The organism is Blautia sp. aa_0143 (assembly GCF_004167315.1).
GTDB lineage: Bacteria > Bacillota > Clostridia > Lachnospirales > Lachnospiraceae > Blautia_A > Blautia_A fusiformis.
Window position 1 is genome coordinate 1 of record NZ_RCXU01000018.1, and the last position, 16,146, is coordinate 16,146.

At 44.2% G+C, this 16,146-nt stretch carries 11 protein-coding genes, 1 other RNA gene and 1 other annotated feature; all 12 genes read right to left on the reverse strand.

Features of this window, described 5'->3' with window-relative positions; genetic code table 11:
* Positions 1 to 297: 297 nt before the first annotated feature.
* The 12 genes from EAI83_RS10305 to ssrS all read right to left on the reverse strand — a co-directional run bounded on the left by EAI83_RS10305 (position 298) and on the right by ssrS (position 16,065).
* Complete coding sequence (locus tag EAI83_RS10305) at positions 298 to 5,307, reverse strand: leucine-rich repeat protein (RefSeq protein WP_129975311.1); 5,010 nt, start codon at positions 5,305 to 5,307, stop codon at positions 298 to 300.
* A 41-nt stretch (positions 5,308 to 5,348) separates the two neighbouring features.
* Positions 5,349 to 6,422: an OmpA family protein gene (locus EAI83_RS10310; RefSeq protein ID WP_129975313.1), complete on the reverse strand. Its 1,074-nt coding sequence runs from the start codon at positions 6,420 to 6,422 to the stop codon at positions 5,349 to 5,351.
* A gap of 14 nt (positions 6,423 to 6,436) precedes the next feature.
* On the reverse strand, positions 6,437 to 8,098 hold the full coding sequence (locus EAI83_RS10315; protein WP_015526755.1) for a MotA/TolQ/ExbB proton channel family protein: 1,662 nt from the start codon (positions 8,096 to 8,098) through the stop codon (positions 6,437 to 6,439).
* 145 nt (positions 8,099 to 8,243) lie between these two features.
* Positions 8,244 to 8,456 (reverse strand): ferrous iron transport protein A, encoded by a 213-nt coding sequence (locus tag EAI83_RS10320; protein ID WP_044962386.1) that lies wholly within the window; start codon positions 8,454 to 8,456, stop codon positions 8,244 to 8,246.
* 296 nt (positions 8,457 to 8,752) lie between these two features.
* On the reverse strand, positions 8,753 to 9,361 hold the full coding sequence (locus EAI83_RS10325) for a histidine phosphatase family protein (protein WP_022427216.1): 609 nt from the start codon (positions 9,359 to 9,361) through the stop codon (positions 8,753 to 8,755).
* Positions 9,361 to 11,778: a phenylalanine--tRNA ligase subunit beta gene (pheT, locus tag EAI83_RS10330; RefSeq protein WP_015526758.1), complete on the reverse strand. Its 2,418-nt coding sequence runs from the start codon at positions 11,776 to 11,778 to the stop codon at positions 9,361 to 9,363. The genes EAI83_RS10325 and pheT overlap by 1 nt, the downstream gene beginning before the upstream one ends.
* 66 nt (positions 11,779 to 11,844) lie before the next feature.
* Complete coding sequence (pheS, locus tag EAI83_RS10335) at positions 11,845 to 12,864, reverse strand: phenylalanine--tRNA ligase subunit alpha (protein ID WP_129975361.1); 1,020 nt, start codon at positions 12,862 to 12,864, stop codon at positions 11,845 to 11,847.
* Between the two features lie 95 nt (positions 12,865 to 12,959).
* Positions 12,960 to 13,181 (reverse strand) — a binding site (T-box leader).
* A gap of 47 nt (positions 13,182 to 13,228) precedes the next feature.
* Positions 13,229 to 13,705, reverse strand: a complete 477-nt coding sequence (locus EAI83_RS17575; protein ID WP_243113476.1) for a YihY/virulence factor BrkB family protein — start codon at positions 13,703 to 13,705, stop codon at positions 13,229 to 13,231.
* Complete coding sequence (locus tag EAI83_RS17580) at positions 13,648 to 14,121, reverse strand: YihY/virulence factor BrkB family protein (protein ID WP_243113477.1); 474 nt, start codon at positions 14,119 to 14,121, stop codon at positions 13,648 to 13,650. Before EAI83_RS17580 ends, EAI83_RS17575 begins: the two co-directional genes overlap by 58 nt.
* Before the next feature lie 25 nt (positions 14,122 to 14,146).
* Positions 14,147 to 14,734, reverse strand: a complete 588-nt coding sequence (locus EAI83_RS10345) for a GNAT family N-acetyltransferase (RefSeq protein WP_129975315.1) — start codon at positions 14,732 to 14,734, stop codon at positions 14,147 to 14,149.
* Between the two features lie 35 nt (positions 14,735 to 14,769).
* Positions 14,770 to 15,828 (reverse strand): aldose epimerase family protein, encoded by a 1,059-nt coding sequence (locus EAI83_RS10350; protein ID WP_129975317.1) that lies wholly within the window; start codon positions 15,826 to 15,828, stop codon positions 14,770 to 14,772.
* Positions 15,829 to 15,887: 59 nt separating this feature from the next.
* A non-coding RNA gene (gene ssrS, locus EAI83_RS10355) (6S RNA) lies at positions 15,888 to 16,065 on the reverse strand.
* Positions 16,066 to 16,146: the final 81 nt, after the last annotated feature.

Consider the following 16,146-nt stretch of genomic DNA (forward strand, 5'->3'; position numbering starts at 1 on the left):
GGCGAGTTCTGGCCCTGCCGCAATGCTTTTAGCCGTCTCACGGAGCCCTAGTAGTATCCCCCGACGGAGTCCCTGCCCGGACCGATGCCTCCTTCCTCTGGCGTCCCTCTATACCTCCAACAAAAAAGCCCCGGTGCCCAGCAAATACAACACTGCCAGACACCAGAGCAAAAAGAACAAATGTCAAGCGGATATTCACAATCCACTTCGCTACTTGCTCATAACCGAATAACTGCTCCACAGCTTATCGCTTTTCGCAGCCCCGCAAAGGACTTAATTGATCCAGTTAAACCTCAATCACTTCCCATACACTGCATTAGACTTACATCCCGAAATATAAGCTTCATAATTCAACGCACTATCATAACGAGCCAAATGCCCCTGCATAACATACGGATTCCTCACAACTGACGCCACATATCCCCCGGACTTCTTCAGGCAAGTCAGATAAGTCCTCATCAGCAGCTGATAATCCCCAATCTGTTGATTCGAAGCTCCACCATTATTCTTCGCCTGAATGATCTCATTCCGAAGCTGCATAGCAGAATTCCTCAAAGTCATCATATTTGACACCGAAACCCACGCCTGCTTATAGCCCTCGATCGTCGGCCCCGGGATCATTGTACCCGTAACTTTAAAGATCATCTCCGCAATCTCAACATAACAGCTACCAGTATATCCCTTATGAGTCCATACTGTATCCAGAATCTTCGTCAATGACTTCGTCAACATCTTCTTCACATTCTTCATACACCTGTCTGACGCATAATCCACCATCAATGTCTTAAGCGGCTGGTCATAATACTGTTTCAAAAGATCGATTCCCCTCTTCAAAGAAGAATCCGCCTGCAGCCGATAACTCAGTCTGTCAAGACAATCCCGTCCAACCGTAACCAACGTCAGAAAATTCATCAGATAATCCCCTGCACTCATAATAGCATCTGCACTGTTAAAAGTTTTATCAATGGTATCCCACCTGGAAACCCCTTTATCGTTTTTCTTGTAAAACCAATCAAGCATATCATTAAGCTCAGTTCTGCTATACTGCGTCACACCCTCCAGCTTCATAGCCAGCTGATATTTCGTGTCACCATTTTCAAAGAAGTGATCCGAAAGATCTTTTGTATTATGAATGATATCATAAGCCTCTGCCAGAGTATCGTTACCATATGTCAGCATAGAACTCTCCGCAGTTTCCACAATAAGCTCCATAGCCAGACTCTGTTTCAGTTTATCATCTGAAAAATCCGTCCCATACGCCTTATTAAACAGATTACACATCGAATCCGCAAATCCGTTCAGCATATTGGATTTAACCGTAGCCCAATATGTTGAAGTGCCAAAGCCCGAAGTAGCACTGGTATCCGCACTTAACGCATCAAACATCTCACCCTGAAGATCACCTGTAACCTTATCAAAACCGGCATTGTTCAGAAACTCCGGATACTTTCTGAAAAGATCATCCGTTGAAAGCTTCGTATCCACGCTGGAATCAACACCACCACCTGCATTAAAGACCACATTCGCTGTCAGCTTCTCGTTGCCACCTGCGATTTTAATCTGAGTCCATTTATATTTCGGCCCCGCATAATAAACCTTATTAATATTATTGCAGCCTCTGAATGCATTTGCCTCAACACTGGTCACATTGGAATACACCATTACCGTACGGATCTTAGCACAGCCATCAAATGCACTGCTACCGATCTTCTTGGCATTTTTCGAAATATAGACAGAACCTGAAAGCGAGCTACACCCCTTCATCAGACTTGCGGAAATCTCTTTCAGACCATCCGGCAGATCAATAGAAGTCAACGATTTACAGCCGGAAAAAGCCTCCGCACCAATAGATACGGTCTTACGGTTAAGAGAAACCGATTTCAGTGCAGTACAATTCTTAAACGCCTTTTTACCAATAGTAAGAACACCCTCTTCTGCGATTACAACCTTCTGTATCTTCTGTCCTTCAAAAACACTGTCCCCAAGTCCTTTTACCCGAACCATTTTCATTCCGATCGTGATCGTCGTAGGAACTGTAACATTCACAGCCTTTCCGGTATATTTCATCAGGATCACTTTTCCATCACTATCCTGTTTAAATACCCAATCACTATTCTGGACTTTTCCCGTCAGATTGATCGTAAATACTCTCTTGGAAGCCAGGTATACCTGATCTGCACTTGTCTTCGTAGTAACCGTCACAACAACTTTGCCCTGGCCTCTCACCATCAGACCTTTGCCGCTTTCATACCATGCCGCTGTTTTTCCGGAATTTGATACTGCGCAGGAATATTTTGCTCCTCCAAGGACAGAAATCCTGATCGGCTGATTAAAATTATCACTGGATATCGTATAGCGGTTCAGGCCACTACTCTTCAAGGCTTTGGAAACCAGTCTGATATTCTGCCGCCCCTGGAAAATAACCTTCATTTTTCCGGATGCAGCTTTATAATGCTTTGTCTCAGCCGCATGGACCGTGATCGTGGCAGCTCCCGGTTTTTTCAGTGTAACCTGCTTTTTCCCCTTCACCACAGCAATACCGGAAAAATTACTGGACAGGCTGATCCTGGCATTCTCTTTCGCTGAAACACTTAAATTCTTTGTTTTTCCATTCTCTGTTGCTGCATAGATCTCATTCACTGCCTTGATCGTCTGCTTTGCCTTCGCAATGGTAAAGCTTCCGTTTTTGCTCTTAGATTTCGCAAAAACCCCTTTACCTTTAATCGTGACAGTAACTTTACCCGGCTCAATATTTTTCCCGGAAGGATAAGAAACCGTATAGTGTGTTTTTTCTTTTAAGGTCTGTCCGTAAAACTTCACGGTAACCTTTGGTTTCTGTGGCTTTCCATTCCAAGTACAGTTTTTCACTGTGATCTTTGCCTTCCTCAGATCTGTTTTTGCCCAGTGGGCATACAGCTTCTGATTCCGTTTCAGATTAAATTTTGTTTTTGCGGTAACCTTCTTACCCCCATCCTTAGGAGTCGTATACCAGCCAAGAAAATAGTAATTCTTCCTGGTCGGAGTCGGAAGTTTACCATAGACACTTCCATTTTTTACAGTTTTTGTTTTATCTTTTGACGCAAGCTTCGCATCCTTCGCATTTTTATCAAATGTGATCTTAAAGGTTGTTTTCTCTGTGACTCCCACTGAAACGAACGGTATGGAGAATTTTTTTGCGTAAGCTTCCGCAAAAGAACCTGTAGAACCTTTTATTGCAAAGTCGGATGAAACATTAACAAAAATCGTATCTTCATTCAAATATGTAATATCATTATACCACGCCATTGTTTTTACACTTGGCGGAATCATAACCCATTTCAGTGATTTACAATCCTCAAAAACATACTCATTGATTTTCTCCACAGAGGAAGGTAATGCAAGGTTTTCCAGCTTCTCACACTTGTAAAACGCCTGTTTCCACAAAACTTTAAGTCCGCTGTTGATCACAACTTTCTGCAGATTTATACATCTTCCGAATGCAATATAATCAACATCTGTAACCGTTGAAGGAATCTCTATGGATTCGATTCCCGTACATCGGTAAAACAGTCCCTGTGCAATTTTCTTGATTCCTTTTCCAAAGGTTACCTTTTTCAGATTCACGCAATCTGCAAAAGGGCCGCCCATATCATAGTAATTTCCTGTAGCTCCATTTGTCTCCACACCAGCCGGAATATTTACTTCTGTCAGACTCTGGCAGTTATAGAACACACTTATCCCAAGATACTCCAGGGAATCTGGAAGTACAACATTTTCCAGGCTTGTACAGTTAGCAAAAACATTATCACGGATCGTTTTCAGCGTTTTCGGAAGGTCGCGTTCTGATAATTTCATATTTTTGCAGTTCTGAAAAGCTTCTGAATCAATACCCTCCAGCTTTTTGGAAAGAGTCACCTTTTTGAGATTTTTACAGCCAAAAAACGCACTGTACCCGATCCATTTCACACTATCCGGAATCACAATTTCCTCCAGCCCTATATCACCGGAGGGTGCATAAAAAATCCCTCTTGGAACTTCCTCCATTCCGTTGTCCAAAGTCACATTTTTCAGATTTTTACAGCCATAAAAGGGACCTGGCCACTGCCGGTTCGCCGCTGTGGTATCATGGGTCTTCATTTTTGGTGGGATGTTGATCGTCGTAAGACCTGTACAATCTCCGAAAGCTCCTACATCCAGAAATTTCAGCGTAGATGGAAGCTTCACGGAAGTCAACCTCTCACTGTAGGAAAACGCTCCATTATAAATATTTTCCAGGCCTTCCGGAAGAATCACTTCCGTAAGTGCAGAACAACTCCGAAACGCATATGCCTCGATATTTTTTACAGTATCCGGAACAACGATCTTTCTCACACCAGGACACTGCAAAAATAATCCCTTGGCGATCTTTGTGATCCCTTTCCCAAAAGTGACCGTCGTCAGACCTGCATCTCCCGCAAAAATTCCCGGATACGCCGGACTCTCACCCACATAACCATGTGTGACCATCGATGCAGGGATATGGATACGGGTAAGACTTGTACATCGCTCGAATGCACCTGCTTCTACCACCACCCCATTATCAGGAATGCGGATGGAAGAAAGGGATGTACAACCGGAAAAAGCTCCTCGTCCGATCTCTTTTACAGAATCCGGAATATTCAGACTTGTCATATTAATACAGTCTGAAAATGCCCCGGTATCGATCCGTACAACCGGCTTGCCATTGATCGAAGATGGAATGTTTCCATTCACATAAGCGCATCTGTCACTTTTTATCTTATTGTTATTCTTATCATAATGGTCATCGTTAATGACCGCTTTGATCGTAACCTCACCTTTTTCATTGGAAGCACAGCGCAGTCCGTTCCATTCAAATCCTGCATTATCCGCACCTCCAGATAATGCATCTTCACTGCCATCCTCAAGCTGAGCTTCTTCCACTTCCGCAGATCCAGGATCTTCTGCCAGACTTTCCGGCTCCTCTTCCAGCTCCGGTTCCTCTTCCAATTCCGGATCTGTTTCCGGTTCTGTTTCCAGTTCCGTAGAAATATCCGCTTCATTCACACCGGACTCTGTCATTTCTGATCCGTCTTCTCCGGGATCATCAACCAGTTCTGCCTCAGAAACATTTGTCTCATCGGATGGCAACTCCTCCTCTGCATCCGTCAATTCCTCAGCACCGTTTTCCTCAGTTGGCTGCAGTTCCTCTTCCACTGCCTGTTCCACACTCTCTTCTGCTGAAAAATCAGCTGCACTGACCAGCATTCCCGAATCCAGGCTGCCAGCCAGAAGCGTCATTGTCAGCATCAATGCCAGTTTTCTTTTCATACCCAATCCTCCCTAATAAAATATAAAACAGCCATATTTTATTACTGCTTATTATCCTGATTTTCTTTCTGATTCTTTTCTTTTTTCTGAGCAGTACTGTCGGACTCTGCAGAATCTCCCTGCATGATCTTATTCAGTTCCTGGATCATCTCTTCATCCTTCAAACGGAATTTTACCTCTACACGTCTGGACGCATCCTTATCTACATTTCCATCTGCATCCAGAACCGGATCTGACATGGAATGCCCATTCACTGTCAGACAATCCTTCAGTTCCTGAACCTGTGAATCCTTCAGAAAATCACTCTTAATATCCAAAAGATACTGCGCTACCGCCAGAGACCTCTTCTGTGACAGCTCCAGGTTATAACTGTAATCTCCGTCTGTATCCGTATAACCATCAATAATGATCTCGCCAAGATATTTCTTATAGGAATCATCCAGCAATACCTTACAATATGTCGGCAGCACCATAGACAATGTCATCTTACCGGAATCGGTAAGCTCTGCCTGATCATAATCAAACATAACATTGGCATTCAGCGTCAGCGCACCTGTCTGTGGATCAATATCCACATTGAGGTTCTTTTTTTCAAATTCCTTCTGCAAAGCTTCCACAACCTCAGCTTTCACGCCGATGATCTTGTCAATCTTCTCCTGTTGCTCTTCCAGAAGCTCTGTTTTTTCATCCAGCGCAGACTGCTGCTCTTTCAATGTATCCTGTTGGCTGGAAAGCTTCTTTTTCTGAGAGGCCAGCTTTTTCTGCTGCGCCTCAAGCGTTTCCTGCTGTTTGGCAAGCTTCTCCGCCAGAGAAGACAATTCTTCATCCTGAGATTTGATCTGCTTGTCCTTGGACTTGATCTGCTCATCCTGGCTCTTTAATGTCCCCGCCTGCTCATCCAGCGCATTCTGTTTTTCCAGAAGCTCTTCTGTATATTTTTCCTGAAGAGTGATTTTTTCATCCCGTTCCTTCAGACTGTCCTGATAGCTCTTCTGTGCCTGAAAAAGTGTCACACACATGATCAGAACAAAAAGCAGCAAAACTCCTGCCATCATATCCGAATAAGAACGCCAGACATTAAACCCATGCTCCTCCGGCTTTCTTTTTTTGCGCATTGACAATTCCTCTCTTATTTAAATAAACCAAAACGGCTTTTCTGTGCTGCCTTCGTTGCCTCACGGATACTGCGCTCGATCTCATCCAGCAGCGCTTCCTGTCTTGCACCCTGTCCTTCCAGAAGATCCTCCAGACCCGTCAGCTTATCCTTAAGTTCCTGGATACCGGCATTGCTTCCATAACCCCAGGGCTGTCCGGCGATCAGATGGATATCACGGTTATTTTTTGCCGTCTTGATCTCAGAAAGAAGCCTGCGTACCTCATCCAGAACACTATTGACCATCTTCTGGCTCTCAGTAAATTCTTTCACTCTGGCTTCAAAATCTTCGATCATCTTCTTATCTTCACGAAGAAGCTCCTCGCTGATCCTATTGGAATCCGCAACTGCTTTCATCCCTTCTGCAGCACTGTCCACATACTGGCGCATAGATGCATTGCAGGTTTTCCAGAGATCTGCGGATTCTTTTTCATTTTCATGCATATGCCGGGCAAACTTTTCGTAATCCTGTTTCTGTAGCTGCTGGATCATCTGATTATCCCGGATAATACGATCTGCAGTCTTCATATAACTGCTCTGCATCTCATCGATTTCCTTAATGGCATCCTTCATGGCACGTTCCTGCTTCGTAAAGGTTTCACTCAGCTGACTGCTCATGGTCTTGTACAATTCTGATGTATATTCTGTATTCTCCTTCTGCACCTTCTTAAGTTCTGCCAGAGCATCATTAAAATCTTCAAACTGCATCTGAAAGGAACCATGCATCTCGCTTAAAAACGTATCCAGGATCTCCCGGATCGCATCCTGCTGCCCTTTTGTCACAGATGCGGTAAGAACATCCAGAGAATCATTCATCTTCTGAAAAGTAGGTGTGATCACTTTCTCAAAGCTATCTGCCATCTGCACAGAAAACTGTTCCGCCATCTGTTTCATGGCTTCTGTCTGTGTCTTCTGGCTGGAAACAAGGAGATTCCAGGACTCATTCTCCGCAGTAGGAAGCACCAGTGCGTGAAAACGATCCAGAAAATCCTGCATCGCCTGGGACATCGCAGAATATCCGCTTTTCATCCCAAATGTGTACACAACAGAAAGTGCAACTCCATAAATGGAAGTCAGAAACGCAACTTTGATACCATCTACAAGAGCGGATACAGAGCTTGTCATCACTTCATAATCTGTGGGCTGGAAGTTCTTAAGTCCCCACACAAGACCGATAAATGTTCCAAGGATACCAAGGCTTGTAAAAATGTCCGGAGCCATCTCAAGGAGTCTCTTGTGGATATGTACATCTACATCCTCAATATTCACAAAATCCTCTACTTCAGCGATCCCTTCTTCCGTTCTGCTGATACTGTCAACAAAATCATCCATCTTTTTGTCGAGATAGCGGTCACCGAAAATCCCTCGCAGCTGCCCAATCTCTTCTTTTCTGGCTCTTCCCGGAAGCTGAAACACTTCTGTGATCTCACCAGCGCCATGCTTCAGTGCTCTTGACAGGTTATCCATCCGATATAAACCTGCAAAAAGCCCCACTGCGTATATGATCAGCATAAGTCCCAGAAATGTAAAATTATAAAGCAACACATTCCCGGAGCCTTTTCCAACATAAGCAGTCAGGGTTGCCGCGGCCACTGTTACTGCCAGAAACAGCACTGTATTCATAAACTTTTTTCCCATAATATGCCTCCCCTGTCTTTATTTTTGAAAAAAGTTACTCTTTTGTTCCCATACTATCATAACATCTTCCCTAAAACAACCAGAAAGGACAATTCCTTCGCCAAAAGAATTGTCCTTTCGTCTTTTTTCTATTTTATACTTTTATTTATACTTTTATACGGCAGGCTGCATCATCGCTGATCAGGATCCTGCGTCCGCAAACACCTACGATCACTCCGCCAAGTATCCTGCTTATGATCTGTACGGTCTTTCCTTCACTGACATCATATTGTCTGATCTGTTCCATAGTCTCCGGCATTCCGGTCATCCACTTGATCGTGTAGCTTTCCCCTGCTTTTGTCTCATTTAATGACTGCATATACTCACCCCATTCCATATATCACATCACTATCAGTAATTATCCTCTATCCGTAGGCGGATATTCGCAATCTGCACTTGGTTAAATGATTTCATATAATTCCAACACAATTCTGCATCTTTATATAATTAGTAAAGTTTAACTTTTATTTTTCTGAATTATTCATCGCTTTTATATATTTTATCTCATTTTATCTCAATTAGTCAATCATAACCTGTGAAATTCCACCAATAAAAACAAGCAAAAAAAGAAACGCAGAACAGCCATTACAGTTATTCTGCGTTTCTCATTATTTTCTATGCATAAACTCTATCTTCTTCCAGAAGCGTTGTCTTTCCATTCTTTACTTCCACAAGATTAACACAGCAGTTTGGCGGCACGGAGCCTCTCCAGAAATTCTCCGGATCAGGATCTACATTCTGAAGAAGAGCACGGACTGCACATCCATGAGAGGCAACAAGAATTGTTTTATCCGCAAGAGTCGGATCTGATGTTATTTCATCCCAGAAATCCTTTGTCCTGGCGATCACATCAAAAATATCCTCGCCCTTTTCCGGTCGTTTAAAATTTACCGGAGCACGGAAAAAAGTCTCGATCTGCGGATCGATATAATTGCCATCTGCATCTCTTACTTGATCACCCTCCAACACACCAAAATCGATCTCCTGGATCCGTTTATCCGGTATAATCGGAACATCACGTTTCCCCAGAACATATTCTGCTGTCTGTTTTGCCCTTGAGAGCGGACTTGTAAAACAGATATCAAACTTCACATTACGGAGAGCTTCTCCGGTTTTTTCTGCAAGAAGGATCCCTTCCTTCGCAAGAGGTACATCCGCTGCACCCTGAAGCTTTTTTAATTTATTCCACTCAGTCAGGCCATGTCTTACAATGTAGATCAGCATCAGCTTCTCAGCTCGATTCCAAGTCCGTTAAGACCATTCATGATCTTTTTCATTGCTGCGGAGATCTCGTTTTCACCAAGAGTCTTGTCATGGGCACGGAATACCAGAGAATAAGCCATGGATTTGAAACCTTTCTCAATCTGTGCGCCCTCGTAGATATCGAACAGCTGATAACTCTCAAGAATATTTCCGCCTCTCTGATCAAAAATCTCCTCGATCTGTCCTGCAAGAACTGCATGGGGAACTACAAGGCTCAGGTCACGAGTTACAGCCGGATATTTGGCAATTCCTGTATATTTGTGGTTGAAACCAGCAAATTCCAGAACATCCAGAATGTCGATCACTGCGATATATGCTTTTTCTCCGATAGAGTAATTATCTGCAACAGCCGGATGAACTTCACCTAAATATCCAACTACCTTACCCTCATAGATCATGTTAGCCTGTCTTCCCGGATGAAGGAATGGTTTTCCGCTGTTTGGATCGTAGGTAACCTTTTTCTTCATTCCGATCTTCTCGAAGAACTCCTCGCATACACCCTTCATATCAAAGAAATCGCCTTTTCCGTACATTCCAAGTGTAAACATGGTACGCTCATCCGGAAGCTCTGTAACCGGAAGGGACTTCGGAAGATAGATATTTCCAAGCTCGTAAAGACGAACATCTTTATTACGTCTGTTATAGTTTGTGGAAAGGGATGCCAGCATACCGTTCAGTGTGCTTGTACGCATGATACTGTAGTCCTCTCCAAGAGGATTGCTGATGGTGATGACTTTACGAAGATCACTGTCCTCAGGAATACAAAGCTTGTCAAATACCTTCGGGCTTTCGAAAGAATAGGACATTCCCTCTGAGAATCCGCAGTATTCTGCGATATCTCTTGCAACCTCCTGGATACGAAGCTTAAATGGCAGCTTACCTGTAGTAGCCTCTCCTGTAGGAAGTGTCATCGGGATCTTATCATAGCCATAGAATCTTGCAACCTCCTCTGCAACATCTGCATTACAGTGGATATCCTGACGGAATGTCGGTGCAACGATCTCGTCTGTTTTTTCATCATAAGCCAGTTCTACACGTCCAAGATAATCGATCATCTCTTCTTTTGTAAGGCTGGTTCCAAGAAGCTTGTTGATCTTCTCAGGCTCAAATTTTACTCTGGATGGCTCTCTTGTCTCGCTGCAGACATCAACCATTCCGCCTACAACCTCACCTGCACCAAGCTCTTCCATCAGCTGGCATGCACGGTCAATTGCAGCCTGTGCATTGTTCGGATCAAGACCCTTCTCAAATTTACCGGATGCATCTGTACGAAGTCCGATCCTCTTGGAAGAAAGACGGATGCTGGTTCCATCGAAGCACGCCGCCTCAAAAAGAACCGTTTTTACATCGTCTGTGATCATGGAATTCTCTCCACCCATGATACCCGCGATGCCGACAGCCTTCTCACCGTCACAGATCATCAGAACGTTCTCATCCATGATACGCTCCTGGCCATCCAGTGTGACGAATTTCTCATCTTTTCCTGCACGGCGTACAACGATCTCCTGATTTGCGATAGTATCCAGATCATATGCATGCATTGGCTGTCCAAACTCTTCCATTACATAGTTTGTGATATCAACCAGGTTGTTGATCGGGCGGATTCCATTGGAAGCCAGACATCTCTGCATCCACTTCGGGGACGGACCAATCTTGACATTTTTTACAACTCTTGCACAGTAACGCGGGCAAAGCTCCGGATCCTCTACAGTAACCTTTACATAATCGGAAGCTTTCTCATCATTTTCCTTAACCTCTACAATCGGCGGGCAGAATTTCTTCTGGAAGGTTGCTGCTGCCTCTCTTGCGATTCCAAGAACACCGTAGCAGTCTACACGGTTGGAAGTGATCTCATACTCAAATACCACATCGTCAAGGCCAAGTGCCTTAACAGCGCTCTCACCCACAACTGCGTCCTCAGGAAAAATATAGATTCCGTATTCCGGTGCTTCCGGATACATTTCTCTGGTGCTTCCAAGTTCCTCGATAGAGCACATCATACCAAAGGACTCAACGCCACGGAGTTTGCCTTTTTTGATCTTGATCCCTCCGGGAGTCATTTTTCCATCATGGCCGCCTGCAACACGTCCGCCATCAAGAACAACCGGAACCTTATCTCCTTCTTTTACATTTGGAGCGCCTGTTACGATCTGCACACTCTCAGTTCCGATATTTACCTGGCAGATGATCAGCTTATCTGCATCCGGATGTTTCTCGATCTTATCGATCTGGCCGATCACGATCTTATCGAGATCTGCATCCAGCTCTGTAAAGCCCTCTACCTTTGTGCCTGTTAAGGTCATGGCATCTGTATATTCCTGTGCCGTTACATCCAGATCCGGCACATATGTTTTAATCCAAGATAATGAAGTATTCATTTTGGTTGTCCCTTCTTTTTTCTATATTTACTGTCAGACGGATACTCATGATCCGTGTTCACTGTTTTAGAACTGTTTCAGGAATCTGCTGTCGTTCTCATAGAGAAGACGCATATCATCGATCTCATATTTCAGAAGTGCGATACGCTCCAGACCTACACCAAAGGCAAATCCTGTATACTCATCCGGATCGATCCCGCACATACGGAGAACATTCGGATGAACCATACCACAGCCAAGGATTTCGATCCAGCCGGAACCTTTACAGAAACGGCAGCCTTTTCCGCCGCATTTGAAGCAGGAAACATCAACTTCAGCGCTCGGCTCTGTGAACGGGAAATGATGCGGACGGAATTTGGTCTTTGTCTCCGGTCCGAACAGCTCTTTTGCAAACTCCTGAAGGGTTCCCTTAAGATCTGCAAACGTAACATTCTTATCAATAACAAGGCCCTCGATCTGATGGAAGGAAGGTGAATGTGTTGCATCTACCTCGTCAGAACGGAATACACGGCCAGGTGCGATCATACGGATCGGAAGCTTGCCTTTTTCCATCTCACGTGCCTGCACCGGTGATGTCTGGGAACGGAGCAGAATGGAATCATTGATAAAGAATGTATCCTGCTCATCTCTTGCCGGATGATCCTCCGGAATATTCAGCTTTGTAAAGTTGTAGTCCGCATACTCAACCTCCGGACCTTCCACAACCTCATAGCCCATTCCGATGAAAATACGCTCAACTTCTTCCAGTGCGATAGTATTCGGATGGCGATGACCGATCTTCGCTTTCTTTGCAGGAAGTGTTACATCGATCACTTCTGCCTTCATTTTTTCCTCACGGACCTTCTCCTCGAAATCCTTTTTGGAGGCTTCCAGAAGTTCTTCGATCTTAGCTCTTGTCTCATTGACAAGCTGTCCAACCTTCGGACGTTCTTCCGGAGCAACATCCTTCATACCTTTTAAGATTGCAGTAAGCTCACCTTTTTTTCCAAGATATACAACACGCACATCATTCAGCTTATCCAGGCCCTCGGATTCCTCGATCCGTTTTCTGGCATTTTCAGCCAGTTCCTGAAGTCTTTCTTTCATATCCATGGTCTATTTCTCCTTTAATTAAAATGATCAAATGATCCGCCGCCCACCCCGAAGATCCAGATATGGGCAATAAAAAAACCGTCCCTTATAAAAGGGACGGAATATCCGCGGTACCACCCAGTTTCCCATGAAAAGATCACGGGCACCTCTTGTCTGCTTAACGCGCAGCTTACGTCATCTCCTACTGTTACTTCAGAGAGGAAGCTCCGGTGGGAAATTCAAGAACCATCTGAACCCGGGGAAGCTTACAGCCGGTGACTTCCCTTCTCTGTGAGAAAATGATCCTCTATAAACACCTTCACAGCTTTTCTGTCTTTTAATACTATGCCACAAGGTCTGCCTTCTGTCAAGCGCAAAGTCAGGATTCTTTGGAACTGTTTTTTTCATTTTCTTTCTTGGAAAGAAGTGTTTTTACAGATCTCTGGGCCTTTCGGAATTCATTTTCGAAGTAGGCATTGATCTCCGCCCCATAAAGAAGCAGGTTCATACACACATACAGCCACAGCATTACCATGATCAGCGCAGTCAGACTTCCGTACATATTTCCAAAACTCGGAAAAAATTCAAAATACAGGGAAAATCCATAGGAAAATATCATCCATGCCACTGCGATCATAAATGCACCCGGAAGCTGGCTTTTAAAGGTTGCCTTTCGGTTTGGAAGCACTTTATAAAGGACCAGAAACACTGCAAACAGCACGGCAAATACAAGCAATGTCCTGGCCCCTATAACCTTGGCCAGCAGCCTCCCGAGAATCGGAATGGTTCTCTGTGCAGCTACTTGGATTCGATTACCAAGAACCAGGACCAGAAGAGTGACAATGATCGCCAGCACAAACAAAGCATATAAAAAACCGAATAGATTCGGGTCATCAGCCAGTTTCGGGTTTCCTTTACATGATAAATGGTATTTAAGCCATTGGTGATCGCCTGCATTCCCTTTCCGGACGCCCAGAGCGCCATCAGCGCAGACAACGGCACGATGGCTGTACTTCTTTTGTATACTTCTACCACAATGCTCAGCACAAAGGTCTGCAGATTTCCGGGCACAAACCCGATGATGGCATCCCTGACAACATTATAGCTTAAGGGTGTATAACGGATCAGCGTTGTAAGAAACAGTATAAACGGGATAAAAGACATGATCAGAAAATACGCTGCCTGGGCCGCATATGCACTGACATGATCTCCGTTTGCCCTGCGCACAAATCCCAGCATGAGCTGGATTATATTTTTCTTTTCCTCGTCCATGCTGACCTCCCTCAGGTTTCTTTTTTTACCAGGAAAAACGTTCAAATCCGATCTTATCCTGGATTTCCGGGAAAAGCTTTACTTCCGGCTGCAGGCTCTTATGTTCGCCTATCATCTTTTCCATCCATACCATATTATACCAACGGTTAAACTTATAGCCGCATCTGTGGAACTCTCCCACACGCTTATAGCCGAAATGCTTATGAAAATCCACACTGGCACTGGTCAGGTATTCATCTTCTTTTGGTGCAACTGCAATGCAGGCGTTCAGGTTCAGAATTCCCATCTCTGCAAGAAGACTCTCCAAGGCTCGATAGAGTCTGCCTCCTGCACCGCTGCCCCGCCGGTCATGCCTCACATAAATGGACATTTCCGCACACCAGCCATAAGCAGCCCTCGGATGAAACGCAGAACCATAGGCATATCCCAGGATCTCTCCGTTCTCTTCTGCCACAATATACGGATATTTCGCCTTTATATCATGGATCCGATGCGTAAACTCTTCTATGGAAGGTGTTTCATATTCAAATGTGATCGCAGTTTTTTCTACGTAGTAGGAATAAATTTCCAAAAGTGTTGCTGCATCCTTCTCTTCTGCCACACGTATCTGCATTGCCTTCTCGCACCTCTTTTATTTCTGTTTGTCTGTTATTTCACAAAGAAACGGTAAACCGTTTCAGAGCTGTACTCTTCACCGGGAAGCAGGATCGGAGAATGGAAATCCTCTACATTGACTGCATTTGGCTCCACCTGTGTCTCCAGGCAGAATCCATAACGTTCATGATAAACATGACCGTTCTTTCCCTTCTCATCCTTAACAAAATTGCCTGCATAGAACTGCACACATGGGCAGTCGGAGGAAACCTCCATACCGATACCGGATTCCTTACAGTATGCAGTAGCGATCGAACGGACATTGCCCTTTGCATAATTATCGGTTACATAGTTATGGTCATAACCACCTGTGAACTTCAGCTGTTCAAAATCCGCCTCAATGTCTCTGCCGATCGGTTTGGAAACATTAAAATCCATCGGCGTTCCCGCCACCGGTGCATATTCACCGGTAGGAATGGACTGGCTGTCTTTTACCGGAGTAAAATACTTCGCATGAATACATACTTCCTGGTCAAGCACATCTCCGCTGCCTTCTCCGTTCAGATTAAAATAAGAATGGTTGGTCATATTGGCAACGGTAGCTGCATCAGAGCGTCCTCTGTAAAAAATCTTCAGTTCGTTTTCCTCTGTGAATTCATATTTCACAACAATGGAAAATTCTCCCGGAAATCCGTTCTCTCCATCCGGACTGATGCGGAAGAAATCCACGCTATTCTTCTCCTGGGAAATTTCTTTTACTTCCCACAGCTTTTTCTCAAAGCCATCCGGACCGCTGTGAAGATTGTTATGATTCTCATTCTCTGCAAGAACCACTTCTTTATTATCAATAAAAAATCTGGAATTCTCGATACGGTTTCCACTTCTTCCAATGATCGCACCGAAAAAGCATCCATTAATCTCATATCCTCGGATATCGTCATATCCAAGGACCACATCCTTCAGATCTCCGTTCTTATCCGGAACACATATCTTCACCAGGATCGCACCATACTGAAGCACTTCCGCATAGGCACCTTTTTTATTCTCAAGATGATAGATTTTTACTTCTTCTCCTGTAGGAAGTACCCCAAATTTCCTTTCAGAAACACTCATGTTTTAATTCCTCCCATATATGAAAAAAGAGCCACTAACCGGCTCTATGTCTTTAACCGATTAATCCCGGGATGCCGTTCCCTTATTTTTGACGCCTAGCAGATGCTAGGTGGGTATCCTCAACAGTGTCTTCTGCCTACCACGACGTGAGGTCTGACATCCAACCTGCGATTTTGGATTCCCAAAATGTCAATGTAGGTTCAAAAAGAAAAGGGGGATCGAACATTCCAGGATTCGGTTTTCGTTGTTTTTATTATAAACCAGTATTTGTGCTTTTTCAACAGAAAATACATTTTCTTACTGATTTTATTATCAATT

Excerpts from the sequence above, each read along its gene's own strand:
- EAI83_RS10305 (WP_129975311.1), bottom strand. The coding sequence starts at position 5,307 with ATGAAAAGAAAACTGGCATTGATGCTGACAATGACGCTTCTGGCTGGC.
- EAI83_RS10310 (WP_129975313.1), bottom strand. The coding sequence starts at position 6,422 with ATGCGCAAAAAAAGAAAGCCGGAGGAGCATGGGTTTAATGTCTGGCGT.
- EAI83_RS10315 (WP_015526755.1), bottom strand. The coding sequence starts at position 8,098 with ATGGGAAAAAAGTTTATGAATACAGTGCTGTTTCTGGCAGTAACAGTG.
- EAI83_RS10320 (WP_044962386.1), bottom strand. The coding sequence starts at position 8,456 with ATGCAGTCATTAAATGAGACAAAAGCAGGGGAAAGCTACACGATCAAG.
- EAI83_RS10325 (WP_022427216.1), bottom strand. The coding sequence starts at position 9,361 with ATGCTGATCTACATTGTAAGACATGGCCTGACTGAGTGGAATAAATTA.
- pheT (WP_015526758.1), bottom strand. The coding sequence starts at position 11,778 with ATGAATACTTCATTATCTTGGATTAAAACATATGTGCCGGATCTGGAT.
- pheS (WP_129975361.1), bottom strand. The coding sequence starts at position 12,864 with ATGAAAGAAAGACTTCAGGAACTGGCTGAAAATGCCAGAAAACGGATC.
- EAI83_RS17580 (WP_243113477.1), bottom strand. The coding sequence starts at position 14,121 with ATGGACGAGGAAAAGAAAAATATAATCCAGCTCATGCTGGGATTTGTG.
- EAI83_RS10345 (WP_129975315.1), bottom strand. The coding sequence starts at position 14,734 with ATGCAGATACGTGTGGCAGAAGAGAAGGATGCAGCAACACTTTTGGAA.
- EAI83_RS10350 (WP_129975317.1), bottom strand. The coding sequence starts at position 15,828 with ATGAGTGTTTCTGAAAGGAAATTTGGGGTACTTCCTACAGGAGAAGAA.